The sequence below is a fragment of the Pantoea sp. Ep11b genome (assembly GCF_040783975.1).
GTDB lineage: Bacteria > Pseudomonadota > Gammaproteobacteria > Enterobacterales > Enterobacteriaceae > Pantoea.
Window position 1 is genome coordinate 1,823,501 of the sequence record NZ_CP160631.1, and the last position, 23,650, is coordinate 1,847,150.

A 23,650-nucleotide genomic window follows, 5' to 3' on the forward strand; every position below is an offset into this window, starting at 1 on the left:
TGAGGATGCGAACATGAAGATGGCTTTATCGGCACAGGCGCTGCGGGTGCTGGGCTGCCTGCTGGAGAAGCAGGTCACCACGCCGGAGCAGTATCCGCTGTCACTGAATGGAGTAGTGGTGGCCTGCAACCAGAAATCGAATCGCGAGCCGGTAATGGAGCTAAGCGAGAGTGAGGTGCAGGATCAGCTCGATCAGCTGGAGAAGCGACATCTGATCACCGCCAGCAGTGGCGGCGGGCAGCGGGTCATGAAGTATGGGCAGCGTTTCTGCAACTCCGCCTTTGGCGCGCTGAAGCTGAACAGCGCCGAAGTCGCCATCCTCACGCTGCTTTTGCTGCGCGGGCCGCAGACGCCAGGTGAGCTGCGCACCCGCAGCGGACGGCTGCATGACTTCAGTGATGTCAGCGAAGTTGAACAGACGCTGGAGGCGCTGATGCAGCGCGACGACAGTGCGCAGGTGATGAGGCTGGCGCGCGAGCCGGGCAAGCGCGAAAGCCGCTTTATGCATCTGCTGGGTGACGAGAGTGAGACGCCCCCGTCTGCAGCGTCAGCGGAGATACAGGACGATCTGGCGGCGCGCGTTGCCACGCTGGAAACCCAGGTCGCCCGGCTTCAGGCCCGGCTTGATCAACTGCTGTCACCGGAGAGCTGAGATGAGCGTACGTATTGGCGTAGTGGGACTCGGCGGGATTGCGCAGAAAGCCTGGTTGCCGGTACTGTCGGCGGCAACGGACTGGACGCTGGTGGGTGCCTTTTCCCCGAACCAGACCAAAGCCCGTCCAATCTGCGACAGCTATCGCATGCACTGTTTTGGATCGCTGGATGACTTAGCGGCGGCCTGCGATGCGGTGTTTGTCCACAGCAGCACCGCCACCCATTATGAGGTGGTCAGGACACTGCTGCTGGCCGGAAAGGATGTCTGCGTCGATAAGCCGCTGGCCGACACGCTGGATCAGGCAGAGGCGCTGGTGGCGCTGGCGGAAAAACGGCAGCGTAAACTGATGGTGGGGTTTAACCGCCGGTTCGCGCCGCGCTATCAGCAACTGCGGGCGGAAATGGCAGGCGCGGCGTCGCTGCGGATTGAAAAGCATCGCAGCGACAGCGTCGGGCCGCAGGATCTGCGTTTTACCCTGCTTGACGACTACCTGCATGTGGTGGACACCGCACTCTGGCTGGGCGGCAAACCCTTTCGTGAGGTTCAGGGGCGCATCGATACCAACGAGCAGGGGCAGATGCTCTATGCCGAACATCACTTCTCGCTGGCGGGATTGTCGATCACGACCAGCATGCACCGGCGCGCGGGCAGTCAGCGCGAACGTGTCAGCGTGGTGGGTGCAGGAAAGTGTATCGACATCAGCGAGATGCGTGACTGGCAGGAGGAGCAGGGCGGTCAACTGCTGATCCCGCCGCCCCCTGCCTGGCAGAGCCATCTGGCTCAGCGCGGCTTCAGCGGAGCCGCCCGCCATTTTATCGACTGCGTACAAAATCAGACGAAGCCTGAAACCAGCGGTGAGCAGGCGCTGATGGCGCAGCGCGTGGTGGAAAAACTGTGGCGCGATGCGACCCGTGAATAACGCCTTGTAACACTCCGTGCTGGTCATTTCCGGCTGTGGCAGTAGACTGTCGCCGGGCACCTTTTGGTGTCCGCGCTAATTCTCCTTTTTTGCTGATTCTTTTCAGGATGCGCCGTCAATTATGAATCTGTTGAAATCGCTGGCAGCGGTCAGTTCCATGACCCTGTTTTCCCGCGTTCTGGGCTTTGCCCGTGATGCCATTGTGGCGCGGGTGTTTGGCGCCGGCATGGCGACCGATGCCTTCTTTGTTGCCTTTAAACTGCCCAACCTCCTGCGGCGTATCTTCGCCGAAGGTGCCTTTTCCCAGGCCTTTGTGCCTATTCTGGCTGAATATAAAAGCAAACAGGGTGACGAGGCGACAAAACTGTTTCTGGCCTACGTCTCCGGTCTGCTGACGCTGGTCCTGGCGCTGGTGACCGTGGCGGGCATGATTGCGGCTCCCTGGGTCATCATGGTGACGGCGCCGGGTTTCGCCGACAGCGCAGATAAGTTTGCCCTGACCAGCTCGCTGCTGCGGGTAACCTTTCCTTACATCATGCTGATTTCGCTGGCCTCACTGGCGGGGGCGGTGCTGAACACCTGGAACCGCTTTTCGGTGCCTGCCTTTGCGCCGACCCTGCTGAACGTCAGCATGATCGGGTTTGCCCTGTTTGCCGCGCCGCACTTCCATCCGCCGGTGATGGCGCTGGCCTGGGCGGTGGTCGCGGGCGGGGTGCTGCAGCTCGGCTATCAGCTGCCTCACCTGAAAAAACTCGGTATGCTGGTCCTGCCGCGCCTGAACCTGCGTGACGCGGGCGTCTGGCGGGTAATGCGCCAGATGGGCCCGGCCATTCTGGGCGTCTCGGTCAGCCAGATCTCGCTGATTATCAACACCATCTTCGCCTCGTTTCTGGTGTCGGGATCGGTCTCCTGGATGTACTACGCGGATCGCCTGATGGAGTTTCCGTCGGGGGTGCTGGGCGTGGCGCTGGGCACCATCCTGCTGCCGTCGCTGGCGAAGAGTTTTGCCAGCGGCAATCACGATGAGTATTCACGGCTGATGGACTGGGGCCTGCGCCTCTGCTTCCTGCTGGCGCTGCCCAGCGCGGTGGCGCTGGGCATGCTCTCCGGCCCGCTGACCGTGGCGTTGTTCCAGTACGGTAAATTCACGGCATTTGATGCGGCCATGACGCAGCGCGCCCTGATCGCCTATTCGGTCGGCCTGATGGGCCTGATCGTGGTGAAAGTGCTGGCGCCAGGTTTCTACTCCCGTCAGGACATCAAAACTCCGGTTAAGATCGCCATTATTACGCTGATCATGACGCAGATGATGAACCTGGCGTTTATCGGTCCGTTAAAACATGCGGGCCTGTCGCTGTCGATTGGTCTGGCGGCGTGCCTGAATGCGGCGCTGCTCTACTGGCAGCTGCGCAAGCGGAAGATCTTTATGCCGCAGCCAGGCTGGGGCAGTTTCCTGATTCGTCTGCTGATTGCGGTAGTGGCGATGGCAGGGGCGCTGTTTGCGGTGCTGCAGTGGATGCCGGCCTGGGAGCATGGCTCGATGCTGTGGCGCCTGCTGCGTCTGGCGGCGGTCTGTGCGGTCGGCGGTGGCGCGTACTTCCTCGCGCTGGGGCTGCTGGGCTTCCGGCTGCGCGACTACGCCCGCCGCACGGCGGTGTAACCCGCTGCGAAAGTACATAATAAAAAATCCCGCATCAGGCGGGATTTTTTATGTCCGGATTTCAGGCTTTGCGACTCAGCGTCGCCAGGCCTTTTCCCCGACCATCCGGGCCATAAAAGGCCTGGGTCTGATGCGGCTTCAGCACATTAAGCGCCTCTTCGGTATAGCGGATCTGATGTTGCAGCAGCAGGCCATTATGCACATTGGCATCCTGCAGACGACGGGTATGCTGCTGGATGGTCTCCCAGCGGCGCGCCATGTCGTTCTGACCACGATAAGGTGCGGATGTCGCCTGACTCTGTTCGGCGGTCCGGCGCATCTCATCCAGATAATTCAGCGTAGTGAGCAGCGCACTCTTATCTTCGGTAATACGCTGCAACAGATGGCTGTTAATGCTGCCCGCTGCCAGCTGCTGCTGCTCTTCTTCCAGCACAGCGGAGAGCGACGCCAGCACATCCTGCATCTTATCTAATGTGGTCTGCAAATTACTCATGGGAATTAATTACCCTCTAAATACGCTTTAGTGTCGGCAATCAGCGCATCGGCGATTTTGCCGGTATCCATCTTCAGTTCGCCATTGCGAATGGCGGTTTTCAGTTGTTCAACGCGCTCGACGTTAATGTCTTTGCTGCTCGGCTGCATCAGCTGTGACTGCGCGCTGCTCAGGCTGACCTGGGCTGCCGCAGGCGCGCTCGCGACCGGGCTGGCACTCTGACGCACCTTGCTGCTGCCAGGCTCGCTGTTATCACGGCTCTGTACGGTGCTGGCGGGTTTCAGAGGTTGCGTTCTGTCAATGCTCATATTCGGGCTCCTGTAGGGTCAGGGGAAGTCTGCCACCTGAATCATAATAGCGTAATCGCTTTGTTGATTCTTCTATCGGCAGCATGAGGGGCTTCTTTAACACTTTACAGCGTTATAAGAATATTCCCATCCTCGCGCACCTTACCGCTGACAATCTGGCCATTTCCCATCCTGACCCGCACCCACTGCGATCGGGCGGCATTGTTGAGCGCCTGCCCCTCGCCACTGGCATCAAAACCGTCGCCGCTGGCAATCACAATCACGTTCTGACCGGCCTTGACCCGCCACGGCTGACGCAGCGTGGAGGGGTTAATCGGCTGACCGGGCTGTATATCGCGCAGCACCACGGCATCGGCAACGGCGTCGCTGTTCAGCAGGGCGCGGGCGGGCAGGGTATCCAGGCGGCCTGTCTGCAGCGTGAAGTCGCTCTCGCTGACGCTGCTGCCACGGCTCAGCAGACGGTTTGCCACCAGGTAGGTGCCGGTCACCTGCACCTGTACCTGAAGATAACGACGGTTCTCACCGCAGTTGGCCGCCACGCTCATATTGCCCCAGAGCCGGCTGTTGCCGGGCAGGCTGAACTGCGGTGACTCACAGGCGGGCCACTGCTCCTGCGGCGTGCGAATCACCACCACCATGCCAGCAGCATGCTGCACGTCACGCGCTTTAAAAAACTGATTCAGTTGTGCCGTGAGATCCCCGGCAGAAGCCGGCAGGGCGATTGCGACCAGCAGGCTGGCCAGCAGAGTCAGATATCGACGCATTTTGCATCTCCTCACCGATAATGCCGACGAGTGTACCCCTTCCCGAAAATCCTCAAGAGTTAAAATAGCGGTCATTTGAGGCGTTATTCAGACGATGACCTCTTGCTTTTTCAAATTAAGCTGCCAGCTCGAAATTCTCATTTGCGGAGGAAACATGCTCGACAAACTGGATGCGGCGCTGAAATTTGGAACCGAGGCCCTCAACCTGCGTGCTCAGCGTCAGGAGATCCTGGCGTCAAACATTGCCAACGCCGATACCCCTGGCTATCAGGCCCGGGATATCGACTTTGCCAGCGAGCTGAGTCGGGTGATGTCCAACGGTCGTGCGGAAGGCAGCAGCATGGCGTTAAAAGTCACGTCAGCCCGCCACATTGAAGCGCAGACCAACAGTGCGCCCTCGATGGACATGCTTTATCGGATCCCCGATCAGCCTTCTGCCGACGGCAACACCGTAGATATGGACCGTGAACGTACCCAGTTCGCGGATAACAGCCTGAAATATCAAACCGACCTCACCCTCATCAGCAGCCAGATCAAAGGCATGATGAGCGTGTTACAAGGGCAATAATTATGGCCTTGCTGAACATTTTTGACATTGCCGGCTCAGCGATGACCGCGCAATCACAGCGATTAAACGTCAGTGCCAGTAACCTGGCCAACGCCGACAGCGTCACCGGCCCCGATGGTAAACCCTACGTGGCCAAACAGGTGGTCTTCCAGACCGATGCGGCGCCAGGCGCCGCGACCGGTGGCGTGAAAGTGGCGAAAGTGGTGGATGACCCCACGCCGCCGAAGCTGGTCTACGACCCGGGCAATCCCATGGCGGATGCCAAAGGCTACGTGAAAATGCCCAACGTGGATGTGGTCTCGGAAAGCGTCAACACCATGTCGGCGTCCCGCAGTTACCAGGCCAACGTTGAAGTGCTCAACACCGTGAAGTCGATGATGATGAAAACCCTGACGATCGGGCAATAACGGAGAAAGATAATGGCTATCGCGGTAGGCGTTAACGAAAAGCTGGACCCCACGGTCCTCAGCTCATCCAGCACCGGCACCAGTAACAGTGCGCAGGATCTGCAGAATCAGTTCCTGACCATGCTGGTGACGCAGTTACAAAACCAGGATCCCACCAATCCGATGGATAACAGCCAGCTCACCACACAGCTGGCACAGATCAATACCCTGAGCGGCATTGAAAAACTGAATACCACGCTGGGATCGATCTCCGGACAGATCAACACCAGCCAGTCGCTGCAGAGCTCCACGCTGATTGGTCATGGCGTCATGGTTAACGGCGGGCAGATTCTGGTTGGCAAGGGCACCACCACCCCCTTTGGCGTTGAGCTGACCTCCGCGTCGACGGCAGCCACCGCCACCATTAAGGATGCCAGCGGTTCCGTGGTCAACACCGTGGACCTGGGCGCGCTGAGCGCAGGCGTTCACACCTTCTCCTGGGATGGCAAGCTGAGCGATGGCTCTGTCGCCCCGGATGGGAAATATACCGTTGCTATTGCCGCAAGCAATGGCAGCACACAACTGGTGGCACAACCGCTTAACTACGCCTACGTCAACGGGGTGAGTACGGCCAACGACACCACAAAACTGGATCTCGGCACCATGGGCTCCGCCACCCTTGACGACGTACGTCAGATTCTCTGATTAACCTGTAGACAGGACACACACACATGTCATTTTCCCAAGCGGTCAGCGGCCTTGGTGCTGCTTCAAGTAACCTTGATGTCATCGGTAACAACATCGCCAACTCCGCGACAGCGGGCTTTAAATCCAGCACCATCGCGTTCGCCGATATGTTTGCCGGTTCTAACGTCGGCCTCGGCACCAAAGTCGCGGCGGTCATTCAGAACTTCAACGACGGTGCGACCACCACCACCAGCCGCGGGCTGGATGTGGCGCTGAGCGGTAACGGCTTCTTCCGTATGACCGACAGCAGCGGCGGCGTATTCTATTCCCGTAACGGCCAGTTCACGCTGGATGCCAACCGTAACCTAATCAACACCCAGGGCCTGAACGTGACCGGCTATCCGGCCAGCGGTTCACCGGCCACCATTCAGGCGGGTGCGAACCCGGTGGCGCTGCGTATTCCAACCGAGCAGATGTCCGCGCGTGCCACGACCACCGCCGGTCTGGTTGCTAACCTGAACTCCACGGATACCACGCCTTCCGTCACCACCTTCTCGACGGCGAACGCGGACAGCTACAACAAGAAAACCACCGTGACCGTGTTCGACTCGCAGGGTAATGACCACGCGCTCGACATGTATTTCTCGAAAGATGCCACCAGCAACAGCTGGACCGTGCGCACCATCGATGGCGAAACCGGCAGCTCGGCGGGTGACTTCCGCATGGCGTTTGACACCAGCGGTAAGCTGACCAGCGTTTCTAAGCTGGACGCCAGCGGCGCAGTTGTCAGCACCACCACAGATGGCACCGTCGGCCTGACGCTGAACGCGGGCGGCGCCAATGGTGCGGTCGCAAACCAGCCCATTACCATGAGCATGCTGGGCAGTCTGCAGCAGAACACCGGCGCCACCACTTTTGGCAGCCCGACTCAGGATGGCTATGCGCCAGGCGATCTGACCAGCTACGCGATCAATAACGACGGCACCATCACCGGCACCTACTCAAACCAGAAAACCCAGCTGCTGGGTCAGATTGTGCTGGCGAGCTTCTCTAACCCGGAAGGTCTGCAGTCGAAGGGCGACAACGTCTGGCAGGCTTCGAACGCCTCCGGTCAGGCAGCGGTTGGCCTGGCGAACACCGGCACCTTTGGTTCACTGACGGCGGGCGCGCTGGAATCGTCAAACGTCGATATGAGTAAAGAGCTGGTGAACATGATCGTTGCGCAGCGTAACTATCAGGCGAACGCGCAGACCATCAAAACTCAGGACCAGATTCTCAACACGCTGGTTAACTTACGTTAATTCGCTAACAGGATTGCCTTATGGATCACGCGATATATACCGCGATGGGCGCGGCCAGCCAGACGCTGGATCAGCAGGCGGTGACCGCCAGCAACCTCGCCAACGCCTCAACACCCGGCTTTCGTGCGCAGCTCAACGCGCTGCGCGCCGTGCCGGTGAGTGGCTGGTCTCTGCCAACCCGTACGCTGGTGGCTGCCTCAACGCCGGGTGCAGACATGAGCCAGGGCGCGATGGATTACACCGAGCGTCCGCTGGATGTGGCGGTGCAGCAGGATGGCTGGCTGGCGGTACGTACCGCAGACGGCAGTGAAGCCTATACCCGCAACGGCAATATGCAGATCAGCCCGAACGGCACGCTGACGGTTCAGGGCAATCCTGTGATGGGCGATGGCGGCCCGATTGTGATCCCACAGGGCACGGAGATCACCATCGCGGCAGATGGCTCCATTACCGGGCTGAATGCCGGTGATTCACCTAACGCCACGGTTCAGCTGGGCAAGCTCAAACTGGTGCGGGCGACCGGCCAGGAGTTGCAGCGCAGCGATGATGGCATGTTCCGGCCGACGGCCGCAACGCAGGCCACCCGCGGCGCGGCCCTGCAGGCGGACGCCACCATGCAGGTTATGCCGGGCGTGCTGGAAGGCAGCAACGTCAAACCGGTGGAAACCATGGTCGATATGATCGCCAACGCCCGACGTTTTGAGATGCAGATGAAAGTCATCACCAACGTCGACGAAAATGAACAAAAAGCCAACCAGCTCCTGAACATGAGCTAAGGCGCGAGGATAACAACATGATTCGTTCTTTATGGATCGCTAAGACCGGTCTTGATGCGCAGCAGATGAACATGGACGTCATTGCCAACAACCTGGCAAACGTCAGCACCAACGGTTTTAAACGTTCGCGTGCCGTGTTTGAAGATCTGATGTACCAGACCATGCGTCAGCCGGGCACGCAGTCGTCTGAACAGACGACGCTGCCTTCCGGCCTGCAGATTGGTACTGGTGTGCGTCCGGTGACCACAGAGCGTCTGCACACCCAGGGCAACCTGTCGCAGACCAGTAACTCAAAAGATATCGCCATTAACGGCCAGGGCTATTTTCAGATTCAGATGCCGGATGGCACCTCTGCTTATACCCGTGACGGCGCGTTTCAGGTGGATCAGAACGGCCAGCTGGTGACCAACTCCGGTTTCCCGGTGCAGCCCGGCATTACCATTCCGGCTAACGCCACCAGCATCACGGTTTCCCGTGACGGTGTGGTCAGCGTGACCCAGCAGGGTCAGGCGCAGGCCGCGCAGGTGGGTCAGTTAACCCTGAGCACCTTTATGAACGATGCCGGTCTCGATAGCGTGGGTGAAAACCTCTACAAGGAGACCCAGGCATCGGGTGCGCCGACTGACAGCACGCCAGGCCAGAACGGTGCCGGTCTGCTCTATCAGGGCTACACCGAAACTTCGAACGTTAACGTGGCGGAAGAGCTGGTCACCATGATCCAGACGCAGCGCGCCTACGAAATCAACAGCAAGGCGATCAGCACCTCTGATCAGATGCTGGCGAAATTAACCCAGATTTAATCCCGAACAGGGCCAGCGCCTGCTGGCCTGAAACAGAGACATGAATAAGGTCGTGACACCGTGGCGAAGCAACAGATTCTCAAGCCTGGACATTGGTTAGTCGCCTCACTGCTGCTAACTCTTAACGGATGTGCGCTGGTCCCGCGGACCCCGCTGGTCGAGGGCGCAACCACGGCGCAGCCGCTGCCGTCCGCGCCACCGGTGGTTAACGGATCGATTTTTCAGGGCGTTGCGCCGCTTAACTACGGCTATCAGCCGCTGTTTGAAGATCGCCGTCCACGCAACATTGGCGATACCCTGACCATCACCCTGCAGGAAAACGTCAGCGCCAGCAAAAGCTCGTCGGCGAATGCCAGCCGCGATGGCAAAAACAGCTTTGGCCTGAGCGCCGTTCCAACCGGACTGGCTGGTCTGGTAGGGGCAGGTGGCGAAAAAGCCAACCTCAGTGCCGAAGGCAAAAACGACTTCGCGGGTAAAGGCGGCGCATCCGCTAACAACACCTTTACCGGCACTATTACCGTCACCGTGGATCAGGTGCTGTCGAACGGCAACCTGCACGTAGTCGGTGAAAAACAGATCGCCATTAATCAGGGCACAGAGTTCATCCGCTTCTCGGGCGTGGTCAACCCACGCACCATCAGCGCCAGCAACGCTGTGTTATCTACCGCGGTCGCCGATGCACGTATTGAGTACGTCGGTAATGGCTATATCAATGAGGCGCAGACCATGGGCTGGTTGCAGCGCTTCTTCCTGAACATCTCTCCGATGTAAGAGGCTTCAATGAAAAAGTTAACGCTGTTACGCGCCGGGCTGGCGCTGCTCCTGAGTGTCAGCCTGCTGGCCAGGGCCGATTTGATTCGCGATCTCACCACGGTACAGGGCGTACGTGATAACCAGCTGCTGGGCTATGGCCTGGTGGTGGGCCTCGATGGCACCGGTGACCAGACGACTCAGACACCTTTTACTACTCAGACCGTGAGCAACATGCTGTCACAGCTGGGGATCACCGTACCGGCCGGAACCAACATGCAGCTGAAGAACGTGGCCGCAGTCATGGTGACGGCAAAACTGCCTGCGTTTGCCCGTCAGGGTCAGAATCTGGACGTGGTGGTCTCATCGCTGGGTAACGCCAAGAGCCTGCGCGGCGGCACGCTGTTAATGACGCCGCTGAAAGGGGTCGATAACCAGGTTTACGCCCTGGCGCAGGGCAACATCCTGGTCGGTGGTGCGGGCGCCTCCGCAGGCGGCAGCAGCGTTCAGGTAAACCAGCTTAACGGTGGCCGTATCACGGGCGGGGCGACCGTTGAACGTGAACTGCAGAGCAACTTTGGCTCGCAGAACACCATCAACCTGCAGCTGAACAACGAAGATTTTTCGATGGCGCAGCGTATTGCTGATGCGATTAACGCGCGCGGCGGTTATGGCTCGGCGCAGCCGCTGGATGCCCGTACCGTTCAGATCCGCGTGTCGCCGAACAATGGCGCGCAGGTGCGCCTGCTGGCTGATATCCAGAACATCAACGTCTCGATTCCGGTTGAGGATGCGAAAGTGATCATCAACTCACGCACCGGCTCGGTGGTGATGAACCGCGAAGTGACGCTGAATCAGTGTGCGGTGGCGCAGGGCAACCTGTCGGTCACGGTCAATCAGCAGCAGAACGTCAGCCAGCCTGACACGCCGCTGGCCGGTGGACAGACGGTGGCGACCACGCAGACCCAGATCGATCTGCGCCAGTCCGGTGGTGCGCTGCAGCGTGTCAATGCCAGCGCCAGCCTGAACAACGTGGTACGTGCGCTGAACGCACTGGGTGCATCGCCTATCGAACTGATGTCGATTCTGCAGTCGATGCAGAGTGCCGGCTGTCTGCGTGCCAAACTGGAAATTATCTGATGGCTGATATGCAATCTGTAATGAGTGCGGCTTACGACAGCCGCTCCCTGAATGAACTGAAACACCAGGCCAGCAACGATCCGAAAGGCCATGCGTTGCAGGTGGCGCGTCAGGTCGAAGGGATGTTTGTACAGATGATGCTGAAGAGTATGCGTGAAGCGTTGCCGCAGGACGGGATTATGAGCAACGAACAGACCAAACTCTTTACCTCAATGTATGACCAGCAGATTGCCCAGGAGATGGGGAAGCGCGGTCTTGGCCTGGCGGAAACCATCGTCAAACAGATGCAGCCCGCCACTGCCCCGGATGAAACCGCCGGTACAGTGCCGATGAAGCTGGATAAAAGCTTCATCCTCAGTACCAGTGGGGCAATACCGATGCATGCGCAGCAGCTGGAGCAGATTGTGCGTAAGGCGATGCCGCGTCTGCCCGCCGCGTCCCCGACCGGCCTGCCTGGCGACAGCCGCGAGTTTATCGCCCAGCTGATGCAACCGGCGCAGGCAGCGAGCCAGCAGAGCGGCATCCCTCATCACCTGATTCTGGCGCAGGCCGCGCTGGAGTCGGGCTGGGGACAGCGCCAGATCCTGACCCGCGACGGCAAACCGAGCTATAACGTGTTCGGGATTAAAGCCAGCGGTGACTGGAAAGGGGAGACGACGGATATCATGACCACCGAATATGAGCAGGGCGAAGCGAAAAAAGTCCGCGCCAGCTTCCGGGTCTATAACTCCTATTTTGAGGCGCTGACCGACTACGTCAAACTGCTGACCAAAAACCCGCGCTATGCGGCGGTAACGAACGCCGCCAGCGCAGAGCAGGGTGCGCAGGCACTGCAGGCGGCAGGCTATGCCACCGATCCGAAATATGCGCAAAAGCTGGTGGGAATGATTCAGCAATTCAAAAGCATGGGTGAAAAGGTCGTTAAAGCCTACACCCAGGATGTGGGCGATCTGTTCTGATCATTGAGCCTCAAGTTTCACTTAAGCAAGCCGATAACAGGCCTATAGCCAGATGCGTTTTCGCCTGCTGGCGCCCACTTTGATGTTTGCCAGCCCGGTTGACGGGGAACGTAAGGAACCGAGATGTCCAGCATAATTAACTCCGCCATGAGCGGACTGAGTGCCGCGCAGGCCGCCCTGAGCACCACCAGTAGCAACATTAGCAACTACACCGTGGCGGGCTATTCGCGTCAGACTACGCTGTTAGCGCAGGCCAGCAGCACGCTGCAGGGCAATAGCTATTACGGTAACGGTGTCAACGTGACCGGGGTACAGCGGGAATATGACGCGTTTATCGCCACGCAGCTGCGCGGTGCCAGCGCGAACTACAGTGCAGTGGATACCCAGCACAGCCAGATTTCAAACATTGACGACCTGCTGTCGACTTCCACTACCAGCCTGTCGACCTCGCTGCAGGGCTTTTTCACCAACCTGCAGAACGTGGTCAGCAACGCCAACGATCCCTCAGCACGTCAGTCGATGCTCAGCAATGCGCAGGGACTGGTCAGCCAGTTCCAGAGCACGGCGCAGTATCTGAATAACATGCAGAACAGCGTCAATGCGGATATCAGTTCAGACGTCAAACAGGTGAATACCCTGACCAGCCAGATTGCCGATCTCAACAAGCAGATTGGCAAACTGACCACCGGAAACGGCGCAACGCCCAATGATCTGCTGGATAAACGCGATCAGCTCGTCAGTGACCTGAACAAGATGGTGGGCGTTAACGTCTCTGAGCAGGAGGGGAACTACACCGTCTCGATGGCGAACGGCCTGACGCTGGTCAACGGCTATAAATCGAACGATCTGGTGGCGATGACCTCCAGCAGCGATCCGACCCGGACGACCCTTGGCTATGTCGATAAGCAGGCGGGCAACGTTGAGATCCCGGAAAAACTGATCACCACCGGTTCGCTGGGCGGTCTGCTGTCATTCCGGTCGCAGGATCTGGATCTGGCTCAGAATCAGCTGGGACAGTTAGCCGCCGCCTTTACCACCAGCTTCAATGATGTTCACAAGCAGGGCTTCGACAGCCAGGGCAATCAGGGCGTCGATTTCTTTAAGATTGGCAGCCCGCTGGTCGTCAGTAACAGCAAAAACAGCACTGGCGCGTCCGTTACCGCCGAGTGGACCGACACCAGCGCGCTGAAAGCGTCCAACTACACCGTCAGCTATGACGGCACAAACTGGAGCGCCACCCGCGCGGCAGACGGCACGGCCGTGACGCTGACAAAGGGAACCGATGCCAGCGGCAACACTACGCTGAGCTTCGACGGTCTGAAGCTGACAGTCGGCGCCTCGCCTGCGCCTGCCGCGAAAGACAGTTTCCTGGTGAAGCCGGTGCAGAACGTGATCAACGATATGTCAGTGGCGATTACCAGCGAATCTCAGGTCGCGGCGGCGGCTGCCGTCGGCGGAGAGAGCGATAACCGCAACGCGCAGAAACTGCTGAACCTGCAGGACGTGAAGCTGGTCGGTGGCAACGCCACGCTGTCGCAGGCTTACGCCAGCATCGTCAGCACCGTGGGTAACAAAACCAGTTCGCTGGAAACCACCAGCACCACCCAGAAAAGCGTGGTCAGCCAGCTGACCGAGCGCCAGCAGTCAGTCTCTGGTGTCAACCTCGACGAGGAGTACGCCAACCTGACCAGATATCAGCAATATTACATGGCTAATGCGCAAGTGCTGCAGACGGCCAGCACCGTGTTTAACGCATTGATCAATATTCGCTAAGGGCAGGAGATAACATGCGAATCAGTACAAATATGATTTTTGACCAGCAGGTGCGCGGGATTACCGACTCGCAGGCCTCCTGGCTTAAAGTCGGCGAACAGCTCTCCAGCGGTCGCCGCGTCACCAACCCCTCGGACGACCCGATTGCCGCCTCGCGCGCGGTCGCGTTGTCGCAGACGCAGCAGCAGGGAAAACAGTATGCGCTGGCGCGTACCTTTGCTGAGCAGGGTCTGTCACTGGAAGAGAATGCGCTGAAAGGTGTCACTGAGAGTATCCAGAATGCGCAGACGCTGATCGTTAACGGTTCCACCGGCACGCTGAGTGACGATGACCGGGGATCGATCGCGACCCAGCTGGAGGGGATCCGTGCGCAGTTGCTGAACCAGGCTAACAGTAAAGATGCCAACGGCCGTTACATCTTTGCTGGCTATAAGACGGACAGCGCGCCATTCGCGGATACGGCGGGCACGGGTGTCGCTTACACCGGTGGCACCGAGGCGATTACCCAGAAGGTTGACACCAGCCGGACCATGACGGTGGCACACACCGGCGATGCTATCTTTATGTCGATTACAAGCAATGCCAAAAAAGAGCCGGATGGCAGCGCCAGCGAAACCAACCTGTTTAAGATGCTGGATAGCGCCATCGCTGCGCTGAAAGTCCCGCAGGATAATGCGGATGCCGCGACTAAACAGACGTTCCAGGCGGCGATGGATAAAACCAACCGGGGTCTGGGCAATTCGCTGAACAATGTCTTAGCCGTGCGTTCTGAAATCGGTATCCAGCTGTCAGAGATCACCGATACCCTGAATCCCCAGGGCGATGACCGCAGCGTGATCTATAACTCGCAGATGAGCGATCTGGTTAACGTCGATTACACCGAGGCAGCCTCCAGCTACACCATGCAGCAGACCGCGCTGCAGGCCTCTTATAAGACCTTTACCGACATGTCGAAGATGTCGCTGTTTAAGATGAATTCGTAATCTGACCTGAAAATTTGAGCGTACTTTAACCGGATGCGCTTACTTTTCCCCACCCGCCTGGTAAAGGCGCGTGGGGTTTTTTTTGCCTGGCGTTCAGCCCGTGAAGGGGCGCTGTCGCAGGGAGAACCTCAGCCGGAATCCGTCGGCCGGAAAGCCAGACCTGACGAGCGGCCCCGTCAGCGCCATCAGACTTCAGTATGCGGCCCGGAAACCGGTGTATGTCACGCAGCATTAAGCAGATCCACAACCATAAAAAAACCCCGGCGAATCAGGCCGGGGTTGTGTTTACAACGGCGTCTGCGTTACGGCTTGGTAGCCGGCGCGGTGGCCTGATGGGTGGCGCTGTGACCGCCCGCAGAACCACGACCGTCGAACTGGTACGGGGCACGCACCCAGTCACTGTGCCGCGCAGGCTCGGACTGCCAGGCTGGCGCAGGCGCTTTGGTCATCGGTGCCGATGCGAAGTGCTTCCAGCGGGTGCCATCATTCGCTGGCGCCTCCGCAGCGGGTGCTGGCTGTTCGGTCACGACAACCGGCGCAGCCGGGGCGACATCGCGGGCGGCTACCGGTGCATGCGGCTCGCTGACAGGGGCAGATTCTGCTTCTGCGGCGACCGGAGCATTCAGCACTTCCTCGACTTCTGTGGTGATAGCGTCGCTGACATCGCTGGCGGTCTGCTCTTCCACTTTTGCTGGCACGGCAGCGTCTGCGGGTTCAGCCGGTGCAGCGTCTGCGGGTTCAGACACCTCTGCGGTTTCAGCGGCAGGTTTTGCAACCGGTGACGCTTCAGCGACAGGTTCAGCCGGCACGGCTTCGGCCGCAACGGCTTCCGCTTTCGCCTCTTCGGCGGCCGGAACCACAGAAGGCTGCTCATCAACCGGCGCGTCGATAGCGCGGGTGTCGTCAGTGTTCACAACCGGCACTGGCGTTTCTGCCTGTGGCTCAGCCTGCTGAACAGGTGCATCCTGCGCAACGGCGTCGACAGCGGCGGCAACCGGGGCTGCAGCGACCTCTGCTGGCTCTCCACGGTGGTACGCCGGGGTTTCTGGCGCTGCGTTCTGAACCTGCTCATCGCTGGCCTGGCTTACCGGATAGCGAACCCAGACTTTACCGGATGCCATCTCAGGTGAGGCGGCCGCAGCGGCCAGCGGCATCGCTGACTGCGTCGGGTAACGCTCATCACGGTAACGACGACGACGCTGTCCGCTGACGCGCAGATGACGCGGCGAACGGCGTGAACGGCGCGGCATATTGGCGCTGTCACGGTTGTCGTTATCATCCTGCTCATCGTTCTGCTGTGCTGGCAGCTCAGGCTGAGAAACGTCGCTCTGCTGCGGCTGACGCGCCTCAGCGGGCTGTGCAGCCGCTGAGGCAGTCACAGGTTGACGATTGTCATCCACACGCACTTTCTGGTTAAGCTGACGCGGCTTACGACGCGGCATAACCTGCACGCGCTCGTCATCCTGTGCCTCGCCGACCTCCTGAGACTCAGCCACGACGGCGGACTGCTCCGCCGCTTTGGCGGCCTCTTCACCGGCACGTTTCTCTTCCTGACGACGACGCTGACGCTCAGCACGCTGCTCACGACGCTGCTGTTGCTGCTCATCACGCTGCTGACGCGCTTCTTCGCTCAGCGCCGGACGCTCTTCACGGGTCTCGGCAGACTGAGACTGACGCTTGTTACGACGGTTGTCGTTGCCATCGCGCGGTTCGCGGCTTTCACGCGGTTCACGGCTCTCGCGCGGTTCACGCGGCTCGCGGCTTTCGCGCGGTTCACGGCCTTCACGCGACTGCGTGTTGTCGCCGTTGCGCGGTGTGCGCTCGCGACGATTGTTGTTACGACGGTTGTTATTATTGTTACTGCGGCGCTCGCCACGGCTGTTGTTCTGCTGCTGCTCACTTTCAGCCGCCTTCTGCGGTTCCGCAACCTCAGTCGCCACAGGTGCGGCAGCTGGCGCTTCTTCGCCCGCAAACATCTTCTTCAGACCGCCAATCAGACGACCGAAGAAACCGGTGCTGACGGCAGCCGGTGCGGCCACTTCCGGCGTGGTTTTGGCAGCAGACTGCGTTTTCGCCTGCTTCGCTTCAGGCGCGACCTCGACCGGCGCCGGCGGGGCGTCAGGCATGACGAAGGCGGCCAGAGCCGGCTGCTCAGGACGACGACGCTCAGCGTGCTCCTCGTCGGATGGCATCGCCATTTCCGCTTCGTGCAGCTTCGGCAGGTGATAGCTCAGGGTCTGCGTCTCTTCGCCTTTGCGCACACGCAGTACGGAGTAGTGCGGGGTCTGCATCTTGTCATCCGGTACGATGACCGCGCGCACGCCACCCTGGCGTTTCTCGATGGCGTTGACCGCTTCACGTTTCTCGTTCAGCAGGTAAGAGGCGACCTGAACCGGCACGATCGCGTGCACTTCTTTGGTGTTGTCTTTCAGCGCTTCTTCTTCAATCAGACGCAGAATCGACAGCGCCAGTGACTCGTTATCACGGATGGTGCCGGTGCCGCTACAGCGAGGGCAGACGTGATGACTGGATTCGCCTAATGACGGGCTCAGACGCTGACGGGACATCTCCAGCAGGCCGAAGCGGGAAATATGACTGATCTGGATACGGGCGCGATCCTGACGGACGGCCTCACGCAGACGGTTTTCAACGGCGCGCTGATGGCGAACCGGGGTCATATCGATAAAGTCGATAACGATCAGGCCGCCCAGGTCACGCAGACGCAACTGGCGCGCAATCTCGTCGGCCGCTTCCAGGTTGGTGTTGAACGCGGTCTCTTCGATATCGCCGCCGCGTGTGGCGCGAGCGGAGTTGATATCGATGGCGGTCAGCGCTTCGGTGCTGTCGATGACAATCGAGCCGCCGGAAGGCAGACGGACTTCGCGCTGGAAAGCGGATTCGATCTGCGATTCGATCTGATAGTGGCTGAACAGCGGGATCTCACCGGTGTAGAGCTTGATTTTGCTGCTGAAGTCCGGGCGGCCGAGCGCAGCGATATGCTGACGCGCCAGCTCCAGCACTTTCGGGTTATCGATGAGGATTTCGCCGATATCCTGACGCAGATAGTCGCGGAAGGCGCGCACAATCACGTTACTTTCCTGATGGATCAGGAAAGGTGCAGGGCGGTTTTCAGCGGCTTTCTTGATCGCGTCCCAGTGCTTGAGACGGAAACTTAAGTCCCACTGCAGCGATTCGGCAGATTTACCGACGCCCGCTGTACGGACAATCAGACCCATGCCTTCCGGCAGCTCCAGCGCCGACAGCGCCTCTTTCAGTTCGGTGCGGTCGTCGCCTTCGATGCGACGGGAAATGCCACCCGCGCGCGGGTTATTCGGCATCAGCACCAGGTAGCTGCCTGCCAGCGAGATAAAGGTGGTCAGCGCAGCGCCTTTGTTGCCGCGCTCTTCTTTGTCGATCTGAACAATGACTTCCTGACCTTCACGCAGCACATCTTTAATATTAGGACGACCATGTGCGTTGTAGCTGGCAGGGAAATATTCGCGGGAAATTTCTTTTAACGGGAGGAAACCGTGACGCTCTGCGCCGTAATCGACAAACGCAGCTTCAAGACTGGGTTCAATGCGAGTGATTTTACCTTTGTAAATGTTGGCTTTTTTCTGTTCGTGTCCGGGACTTTCGATATCCAGATCGTACAGGCGCTGACCGTCAACCAGTGCAACGCGCAACTCCTCCTGCTGAGTTGCGTTTATTAACATTCTTTTCATCGTGACTTACTCGTTATTCTTTCATGAGTGATTACAGCTGCGGGCATAGTTACCCTGGACGAGTATCAACCGATGGCCCCGTGACTTAGTGCAGTGTCGTCTGCCTCACGGCTGTCGACCGCGCGAGGGGCGCAAATAACGTCGGTGGCCTGTTTTTCATAAGGGAAAACAGCACCAGATAGGGGAAATGCCTGAGAGAATAAAGAAAACCCGTGCATCCCAACCTGTTGTCCAGGCCGCAACCCGCAGCCCGCTAAGTGCCTGATTTCGCATTACGTCTTACGCCATTGCTGCGTGTCTGCTCAATCCGGCAAAATGACAATTTCGCTCTTTTTCTGCCCTGAAATGCTTCAGGTAAGAAACTCAAGCATTATTCCATTGCTAACCTTCATATAGCAAGGCGACTTTAGCCAGCTTGTGAAGTTTCTTTACATTTAACGCGCTAATGTGTCGGACAAAGCAGCGCATTGCTGAAAAAGCCAGCAGAGAAGCCGCCTGCCGTCACATCAACCCCAGAGTTAAGCACAGAAAAAGGGGTGGCGCTATCAGGGGACACTATTTAGAATCGCCGCCATGAAAACAGAGAATCCCGGCGTACAGTTTGTCGCCATCACGGCTGAAAATGCCGGACAACGCATTGATAACTTTTTGCGCACCCAGCTTAAGGGTGTGCCTAAAAGCATGATTTATCGCATCGTTCGCAAAGGCGAGGTGCGGGTGAATAAAAAGCGCATTAAGCCTGAGTACAAACTGGAGGAGGGCGACGAGGTGCGCATTCCGCCGGTTCGGGTGGCGGAACGCGATGAAGACGCTGTTTCCCCTAAACTGGCGAAGGTCGCGTCGCTGGCAGAGGCGATCCTCTATGAGGATGAGTCACTGCTGGTGATGAACAAGCCTTCCGGCACCGCTGTCCACGGCGGCAGCGGGCTGACCTTCGGCGTCATCGAAGGGCTGCGCGCATTACGGCCTGACGCGCGTTTCCTGGAGCTGGTGCATCGCCTGGACCGGGATACCTCCGGTATTCTGCTGGTCGCCAAAAAGCGGTCGGCGCTGCGTTCCCTGCATGAGCAGCTGCGGGAAAAAGGGATGCAGAAAGATTATCTGGCGCTGGTGCGCGGTAACTGGCCGTCACACCTCAAGGTGGTGCAGGCGCCGCTGCTGAAAAACATTCTGCAGAGCGGCGAGCGCGTGGTGCGCGTCAGCAGTGAAGGCAAGCCCTCGGAAACCCGCTTTAAAGTGGAAGAGCGGTTCGACTTCGCCACGCTGGTTAAGGCAAGCCCGGTGACGGGGCGCACGCATCAGATCCGTGTGCATACGCTGCACGCCGGGCATCCGATTGCCTTTGACGATCGCTATGGCGAACGCGAGTTCGACAGCCAGCTGGCGTCAACCGGCTTAACGCGCCTGTTCCTGCATGCGGCGGCGCTGACCTTTACCCATCCCGGCACGGGAGAAGTGATGCGGGTAGAAGCGCCACTGGATGAGGGCCTGAAGCTGTGCCTGCAGAAGCTGCGCCAGCGGAAAGCGTAATCGCGCTGGCATCACGCCGTTAACGGGTTGATGCCGGCCTGCTGCAACATCGCGCTGAGCGCCATCAGCGGCAGTCCGACCAGCGTATTGGGATCGCGTCCCTCCAGCCGGTCAAACAGACAAATCCCCAGCCCCTCGCTTTTAAAGCTGCCCGCGCACTGCAGCGGCTGCTCCTTTTCCACATAGCCTGCGATTTCCGCGTCGGTCAGCGTGCGGAAATGGACCACAAAAGGTTCACAGCACTGCAGCAGCCTGCCGCTGGCCGGATGAAAAAGGGCCAGCCCGGTATAGAAGGTAATCGCCTTGCCGCTGGCGGCACGCAGCTGTGCCCGGGCATTCTCTGCGGTATGCGGCTTGCCGGTGATCGCCCCCTCCAGCACGCAGACCTGATCGGAGCCGATGATCCAGTGGTCGGGATGGCTTCCGGCCAGTGCCTGCGCTTTCGCTACGGCAAGTCGTGTCACCAGCGCCTCTGCGCTTTCCGCGGGACGAGGCGACTCATCCACCTCTGGCGCGGCCGTGATAAAAGGCAGCCCCAGCTTATGCAGCAATGCCTGCCGGAAGGGAGAGGTGGAAGCTAAAAGAATTGATGGTGTCATTTTTTTTCAATAGTGATAGCGAATTGGTGACAGTCATTTTAAACTGTGCGCCGCACTGGATGCGAATAGTGGTTGAAAGATGCTGTTTAACGGCCTTTTTCTTTGACTCTATGACATTACAAAGTTAATATGCGCGCCCTATGCAAAAGGTAAAATTACCCCTAACGCTGGACCCTGTCCGCACCGCTCAGAAGCGCCTTGATTATCAGGGTGTCTACACATCTGTACAGGTGGAGCGTGTGGCCGAGTCGGTCGTTAGTGTGGACAGTGATGTGGATTGTGCCATGTCGTTTGCGGTTGACAGCCAGCGTCTGGCGGTACTGACGGGTACTGCTGAAGTCAATGTGACGTTGCGCTGCCAGCGCTGCAACCAGACCTTTCCCCATCACGTAAAAGTAAGTTATTGCTTCAGCCCTGTCTCTTCTGAAGAGCAGGCCGAGGCATTGCCGGAAGCGTACGAGCCGGTCGATGTTAATGAGTTTGGTGAGATCGATCTGCTGGCGGTTGTTGAGGATGAACTGATTCTCGCGCTGCCGGTCGTTCCGGTGCACGATTCTGAACACTGTGAAGTGTCCGAGGCGGACATGGTCTTTGGCAAACTGCCTGCAGAGGCGGAGAAACCAAATCCATTTGCCGTATTAGCCAGTTTAAAGCGTAAGTAATAGGAGTAAGGTCCATGGCCGTACAACAGAATAAACCCACCCGTTCTAAGCGTGGTATGCGTCGTTCGCACGATGCGCTGACCACTGCTGCTCTGTCAGTAGATAAAGTTTCTGGCGAAACTCATCTGCGTCACCACATCACTGCGGACGGTTACTACCGCGGTCGCAAGGTTATCGTTAAGTAAGTTTCTTGCTTAGCAAGGCGATACCTTGACACGTTTGACCCTGGCGATTGATGCCATGGGCGGGGATTTCGGTCCCTGCGTGACAGTGCCTGCAGCATTGCAGGCACTGGCCTCTCATTCGGATCTATTCCTTCTTCTGGTCGGACATCCCGACACTCTCATGCCATTGCTTGCCAAAGCGGATTCCTCCCTCACGGGGCGTTTGCAGGTTATCCCTGCCGAATCGGTTATTGCAAGTGATGCGCGGCCCGCTCAGGCCATCCGGAACAGTCGCGGCAGTTCGATGCGCGTCGCTCTGGAGATGGTCAAAGAGGGACGTGCAGCGGCCTGCATCAGCGCCGGAAATACCGGTGCGCTGATGGGGCTGTCGACGCTGTTATTAAAGCCGCTGGATGGCATTAAACGTCCGGCGCTGATGTCCGTTTTACCGCATCAGCAGCAGGGTAAAACCGTGGTGCTGGATCTGGGTGCGAATGTGGGCTCAGACAGTGCGATGCTGGTGCAGTTTGCGGTGATGGGGTCGGTGATGGCTGAGCATGTGCTGGGCATCCCACGGCCCCGCGTGGCCTTGCTCAATATTGGTCATGAAGAGACCAAAGGGCTGGAAACGATCCGCGATGCCGCGGTAATGCTGCGGGAATCACCGCAGATCAACTATATTGGTTACCTCGAAGGTAACGAGTTGCTCACCGGCAAAACGGATGTCATGGTCTGTGACGGTTTTGTCGGAAATGTCACGCTGAAGACGATGGAAGGCGTGGTAAGAATGTTTCTTTCTCTGCTGAAGTCATCAGGGGAAGGCAAAAAACGGTCATGGTGGCTGACGTTGCTGGGACGCTGGATTCAGAAACGTCTGGCGAAGCGATTCGGGCAACTCAACCCTGACCAGTACAATGGCGCTTGTCTGTTAGGATTGCGCGGAACAGTGATCAAGAGTCACGGCGCAGCAAATCAACACGCCTTCGCCGTGGCGATAGAACAGGCAGAGCAGGCGGTGAGGCAGCACATTCCCGAGCGAATTGCTGCGCGCCTTGATGCTGTATTAGCCAGGAGTGACAAAGCCTAGATGTATACCAAAATTATCGGTACGGGCAGTTATCTGCCCAGCCAGGTTCGCACCAATGCCGATCTGGAAAAAATGGTGGAGACGTCGGACGAGTGGATTGTTACCCGTACCGGCATCCGTGAGCGTCGCATTGCCGCGCCAGATGAAACCGTCGCCACCATGGGATTCAGCGCGGCACAACGCGCCCTTGAAATGGCAGGGATCGATGCGAACGACGTTGGGCTGATCATTGTCGCCACAACCTCTTCCAGCCATGCTTTCCCCAGTTCCGCCTGCATGATCCAGCAAATGCTGGAGATTAAAGATTGCGCGGCGTTTGACCTTGCGGCCGCCTGTGCAGGTTTCACCTATGCTCTGAGCGTCGCCGATCAATACATCAAAAATGGCGCGGTTAAGCATGCGCTGGTGATCGGCGCTGACGTGCTGGCGCGCGCGCTGGATCCGGAAGATCGCGGCACGATTATCCTGTTTGGCGATGGGGCCGGAGCCGTTGTGCTGGGTCAGAGCGAAGAGCAGGGGATCATCTCTACTCATCTTCATGCGGATGGCCGCTATGCGCAGCTGCTGACGCTGCCTTATCAGGACCGAGCTCATCAGGATCAGCCCGCCTATGTCACCATGGCCGGCAATGAAGTCTTCAAGGTCGCCGTGACCGAACTGGCGCACATCGTCGATGAAACGCTGCAGGCCAATAACCTCGATCGTGAAATGCTCGACTGGCTGGTGCCTCACCAGGCGAACCTGCGCATCATCAGCGCCACGGCGAAAAAACTTGGCATGACCATGGATAAAGTGGTCGTCACGCTGGATCGTCACGGCAACACCTCTGCCGCCTCAGTGCCAAGCGCACTGGATGAAGCGGTGCGCGATGGCCGCATCAAACCCGGACACCTTATTCTGCTGGAAGCCTTTGGTGGTGGATTCACCTGGGGTTCTGCGCTGGTTCGCTTTTGATTGACAG

Annotated in this window: 24 protein-coding genes; 19 read left to right on the forward strand and 5 right to left on the reverse strand. The window is 58.7% G+C overall.

Annotated elements, in window-relative coordinates; genetic code table 11:
* Positions 1-13: 13 nt before the first annotated feature.
* The 3 genes from AB1748_RS08590 (at position 14) to murJ (ending at position 3,234) form a co-directional block, all read left to right on the forward strand.
* A complete protein-coding gene (locus AB1748_RS08590) occupies positions 14-652 on the forward strand; it encodes a DUF480 domain-containing protein (protein WP_111138624.1) in 639 nt (212 codons plus the stop codon).
* A gap of 1 nt (position 653) precedes the next feature.
* The gene (locus AB1748_RS08595; protein ID WP_111138625.1) at positions 654-1,574 is read left to right on the forward strand and encodes a Gfo/Idh/MocA family protein; all 921 of its coding nucleotides are present in this window, start codon (positions 654-656) and stop codon (positions 1,572-1,574) included.
* A 121-nt stretch (positions 1,575-1,695) separates the two neighbouring features.
* Positions 1,696-3,234, forward strand: coding sequence for a murein biosynthesis integral membrane protein MurJ (gene murJ, locus AB1748_RS08600; protein ID WP_367396243.1), 1,539 nt, complete (start codon positions 1,696-1,698; stop codon positions 3,232-3,234).
* Positions 3,235-3,295: 61 nt separating this feature from the next.
* Here murJ and flgN read toward each other — a convergent pair whose 3' ends face one another.
* The 3 genes from flgN to flgA form a co-directional block, all read right to left on the reverse strand.
* Positions 3,296-3,727: a flagellar export chaperone FlgN gene (gene flgN, locus AB1748_RS08605; RefSeq protein WP_111138627.1), complete on the reverse strand. Its 432-nt coding sequence runs from the start codon at positions 3,725-3,727 to the stop codon at positions 3,296-3,298.
* Between the two features lie 5 nt (positions 3,728-3,732).
* Positions 3,733-4,035 carry a flagellar biosynthesis anti-sigma factor FlgM gene (gene flgM, locus AB1748_RS08610; RefSeq protein ID WP_111138628.1) on the reverse strand — a complete coding sequence of 101 codons (303 nt, stop codon included), beginning with the start codon at positions 4,033-4,035 and terminating at the stop codon, positions 3,733-3,735.
* Between the two features lie 104 nt (positions 4,036-4,139).
* Positions 4,140-4,799 (reverse strand): flagellar basal body P-ring formation chaperone FlgA, encoded by a 660-nt coding sequence (gene flgA, locus AB1748_RS08615; protein WP_111138629.1) that lies wholly within the window; start codon positions 4,797-4,799, stop codon positions 4,140-4,142.
* Between the two features lie 154 nt (positions 4,800-4,953).
* Here flgA and flgB point away from each other — a divergent pair, with 154 nt between their 5' ends.
* The 11 genes from flgB to flgL all read left to right on the forward strand — a co-directional run bounded on the left by flgB (position 4,954) and on the right by flgL (position 14,922).
* Positions 4,954-5,367: a flagellar basal body rod protein FlgB gene (flgB, locus tag AB1748_RS08620; protein WP_128085685.1), complete on the forward strand. Its 414-nt coding sequence runs from the start codon at positions 4,954-4,956 to the stop codon at positions 5,365-5,367.
* 2 nt (positions 5,368-5,369) lie between these two features.
* On the forward strand, positions 5,370-5,774 hold the full coding sequence (gene flgC, locus AB1748_RS08625) for a flagellar basal body rod protein FlgC (protein WP_111138631.1): 405 nt from the start codon (positions 5,370-5,372) through the stop codon (positions 5,772-5,774).
* A gap of 12 nt (positions 5,775-5,786) precedes the next feature.
* Positions 5,787-6,458 carry a flagellar hook assembly protein FlgD gene (flgD, locus tag AB1748_RS08630; protein WP_111138632.1) on the forward strand — a complete coding sequence of 224 codons (672 nt, stop codon included), beginning with the start codon at positions 5,787-5,789 and terminating at the stop codon, positions 6,456-6,458.
* A gap of 26 nt (positions 6,459-6,484) precedes the next feature.
* Entirely contained in the window at positions 6,485-7,741 is a 1,257-nt protein-coding gene (gene flgE, locus AB1748_RS08635; RefSeq protein WP_111138633.1) for a flagellar hook protein FlgE, read from the forward strand.
* Between the two features lie 20 nt (positions 7,742-7,761).
* Positions 7,762-8,517, forward strand: a complete 756-nt coding sequence (locus AB1748_RS08640) for a flagellar basal body rod protein FlgF (protein ID WP_111138634.1) — start codon at positions 7,762-7,764, stop codon at positions 8,515-8,517.
* Between the two features lie 17 nt (positions 8,518-8,534).
* Entirely contained in the window at positions 8,535-9,317 is a 783-nt protein-coding gene (gene flgG / locus AB1748_RS08645; protein ID WP_009090877.1) for a flagellar basal-body rod protein FlgG, read from the forward strand.
* 60 nt (positions 9,318-9,377) lie between these two features.
* A complete protein-coding gene (locus AB1748_RS08650; protein WP_111138635.1) occupies positions 9,378-10,088 on the forward strand; it encodes a flagellar basal body L-ring protein FlgH in 711 nt (236 codons plus the stop codon).
* 9 nt (positions 10,089-10,097) lie between these two features.
* Positions 10,098-11,207 (forward strand): flagellar basal body P-ring protein FlgI, encoded by a 1,110-nt coding sequence (locus AB1748_RS08655; protein ID WP_111138636.1) that lies wholly within the window; start codon positions 10,098-10,100, stop codon positions 11,205-11,207.
* On the forward strand, positions 11,207-12,166 hold the full coding sequence (gene flgJ / locus AB1748_RS08660) for a flagellar assembly peptidoglycan hydrolase FlgJ (protein ID WP_111138637.1): 960 nt from the start codon (positions 11,207-11,209) through the stop codon (positions 12,164-12,166). The genes AB1748_RS08655 and flgJ overlap by 1 nt, the downstream gene beginning before the upstream one ends.
* Positions 12,167-12,289: 123 nt before the next feature.
* Complete coding sequence (gene flgK, locus AB1748_RS08665; RefSeq protein WP_111138638.1) at positions 12,290-13,939, forward strand: flagellar hook-associated protein FlgK; 1,650 nt, start codon at positions 12,290-12,292, stop codon at positions 13,937-13,939.
* 14 nt (positions 13,940-13,953) lie between these two features.
* Positions 13,954-14,922, forward strand: a complete 969-nt coding sequence (gene flgL / locus AB1748_RS08670) for a flagellar hook-associated protein FlgL (protein WP_367396244.1) — start codon at positions 13,954-13,956, stop codon at positions 14,920-14,922.
* A 302-nt stretch (positions 14,923-15,224) separates the two neighbouring features.
* Here the strand turns inward: flgL and rne are convergent, their stop codons facing one another.
* Positions 15,225-18,647, reverse strand: coding sequence for a ribonuclease E (rne, locus tag AB1748_RS08675; protein WP_367396245.1), 3,423 nt, complete (start codon positions 18,645-18,647; stop codon positions 15,225-15,227).
* Between the two features lie 573 nt (positions 18,648-19,220).
* On the opposite strand from rne, the gene rluC reads away from it, so the two are divergent.
* A complete protein-coding gene (gene rluC, locus AB1748_RS08680) occupies positions 19,221-20,177 on the forward strand; it encodes a 23S rRNA pseudouridine(955/2504/2580) synthase RluC (RefSeq protein ID WP_367396246.1) in 957 nt (318 codons plus the stop codon).
* An 11-nt stretch (positions 20,178-20,188) separates the two neighbouring features.
* On the opposite strand, the gene AB1748_RS08685 is transcribed toward rluC, so the two are convergent.
* Positions 20,189-20,776 carry a nucleoside triphosphate pyrophosphatase gene (locus AB1748_RS08685; RefSeq protein ID WP_111138643.1) on the reverse strand — a complete coding sequence of 196 codons (588 nt, stop codon included), beginning with the start codon at positions 20,774-20,776 and terminating at the stop codon, positions 20,189-20,191.
* A 140-nt stretch (positions 20,777-20,916) separates the two neighbouring features.
* Here AB1748_RS08685 and yceD point away from each other — a divergent pair, with 140 nt between their 5' ends.
* The 4 genes from yceD to AB1748_RS08705 are packed head-to-tail and all read left to right on the forward strand — an operon-like array spanning position 20,917 to position 23,643.
* Positions 20,917-21,438 carry a 23S rRNA accumulation protein YceD gene (gene yceD / locus AB1748_RS08690; RefSeq protein ID WP_111138644.1) on the forward strand — a complete coding sequence of 174 codons (522 nt, stop codon included), beginning with the start codon at positions 20,917-20,919 and terminating at the stop codon, positions 21,436-21,438.
* Positions 21,439-21,452: 14 nt separating this feature from the next.
* A complete protein-coding gene (gene rpmF / locus AB1748_RS08695) occupies positions 21,453-21,623 on the forward strand; it encodes a 50S ribosomal protein L32 (RefSeq protein WP_003849870.1) in 171 nt (56 codons plus the stop codon).
* A 25-nt stretch (positions 21,624-21,648) separates the two neighbouring features.
* Positions 21,649-22,689, forward strand: a complete 1,041-nt coding sequence (gene plsX / locus AB1748_RS08700; RefSeq protein WP_367396247.1) for a phosphate acyltransferase PlsX — start codon at positions 21,649-21,651, stop codon at positions 22,687-22,689.
* A complete protein-coding gene (locus tag AB1748_RS08705; protein WP_098050954.1) occupies positions 22,690-23,643 on the forward strand; it encodes a beta-ketoacyl-ACP synthase III in 954 nt (317 codons plus the stop codon). It begins immediately after the preceding gene.
* Positions 23,644-23,650 lie beyond the last annotated feature (7 nt).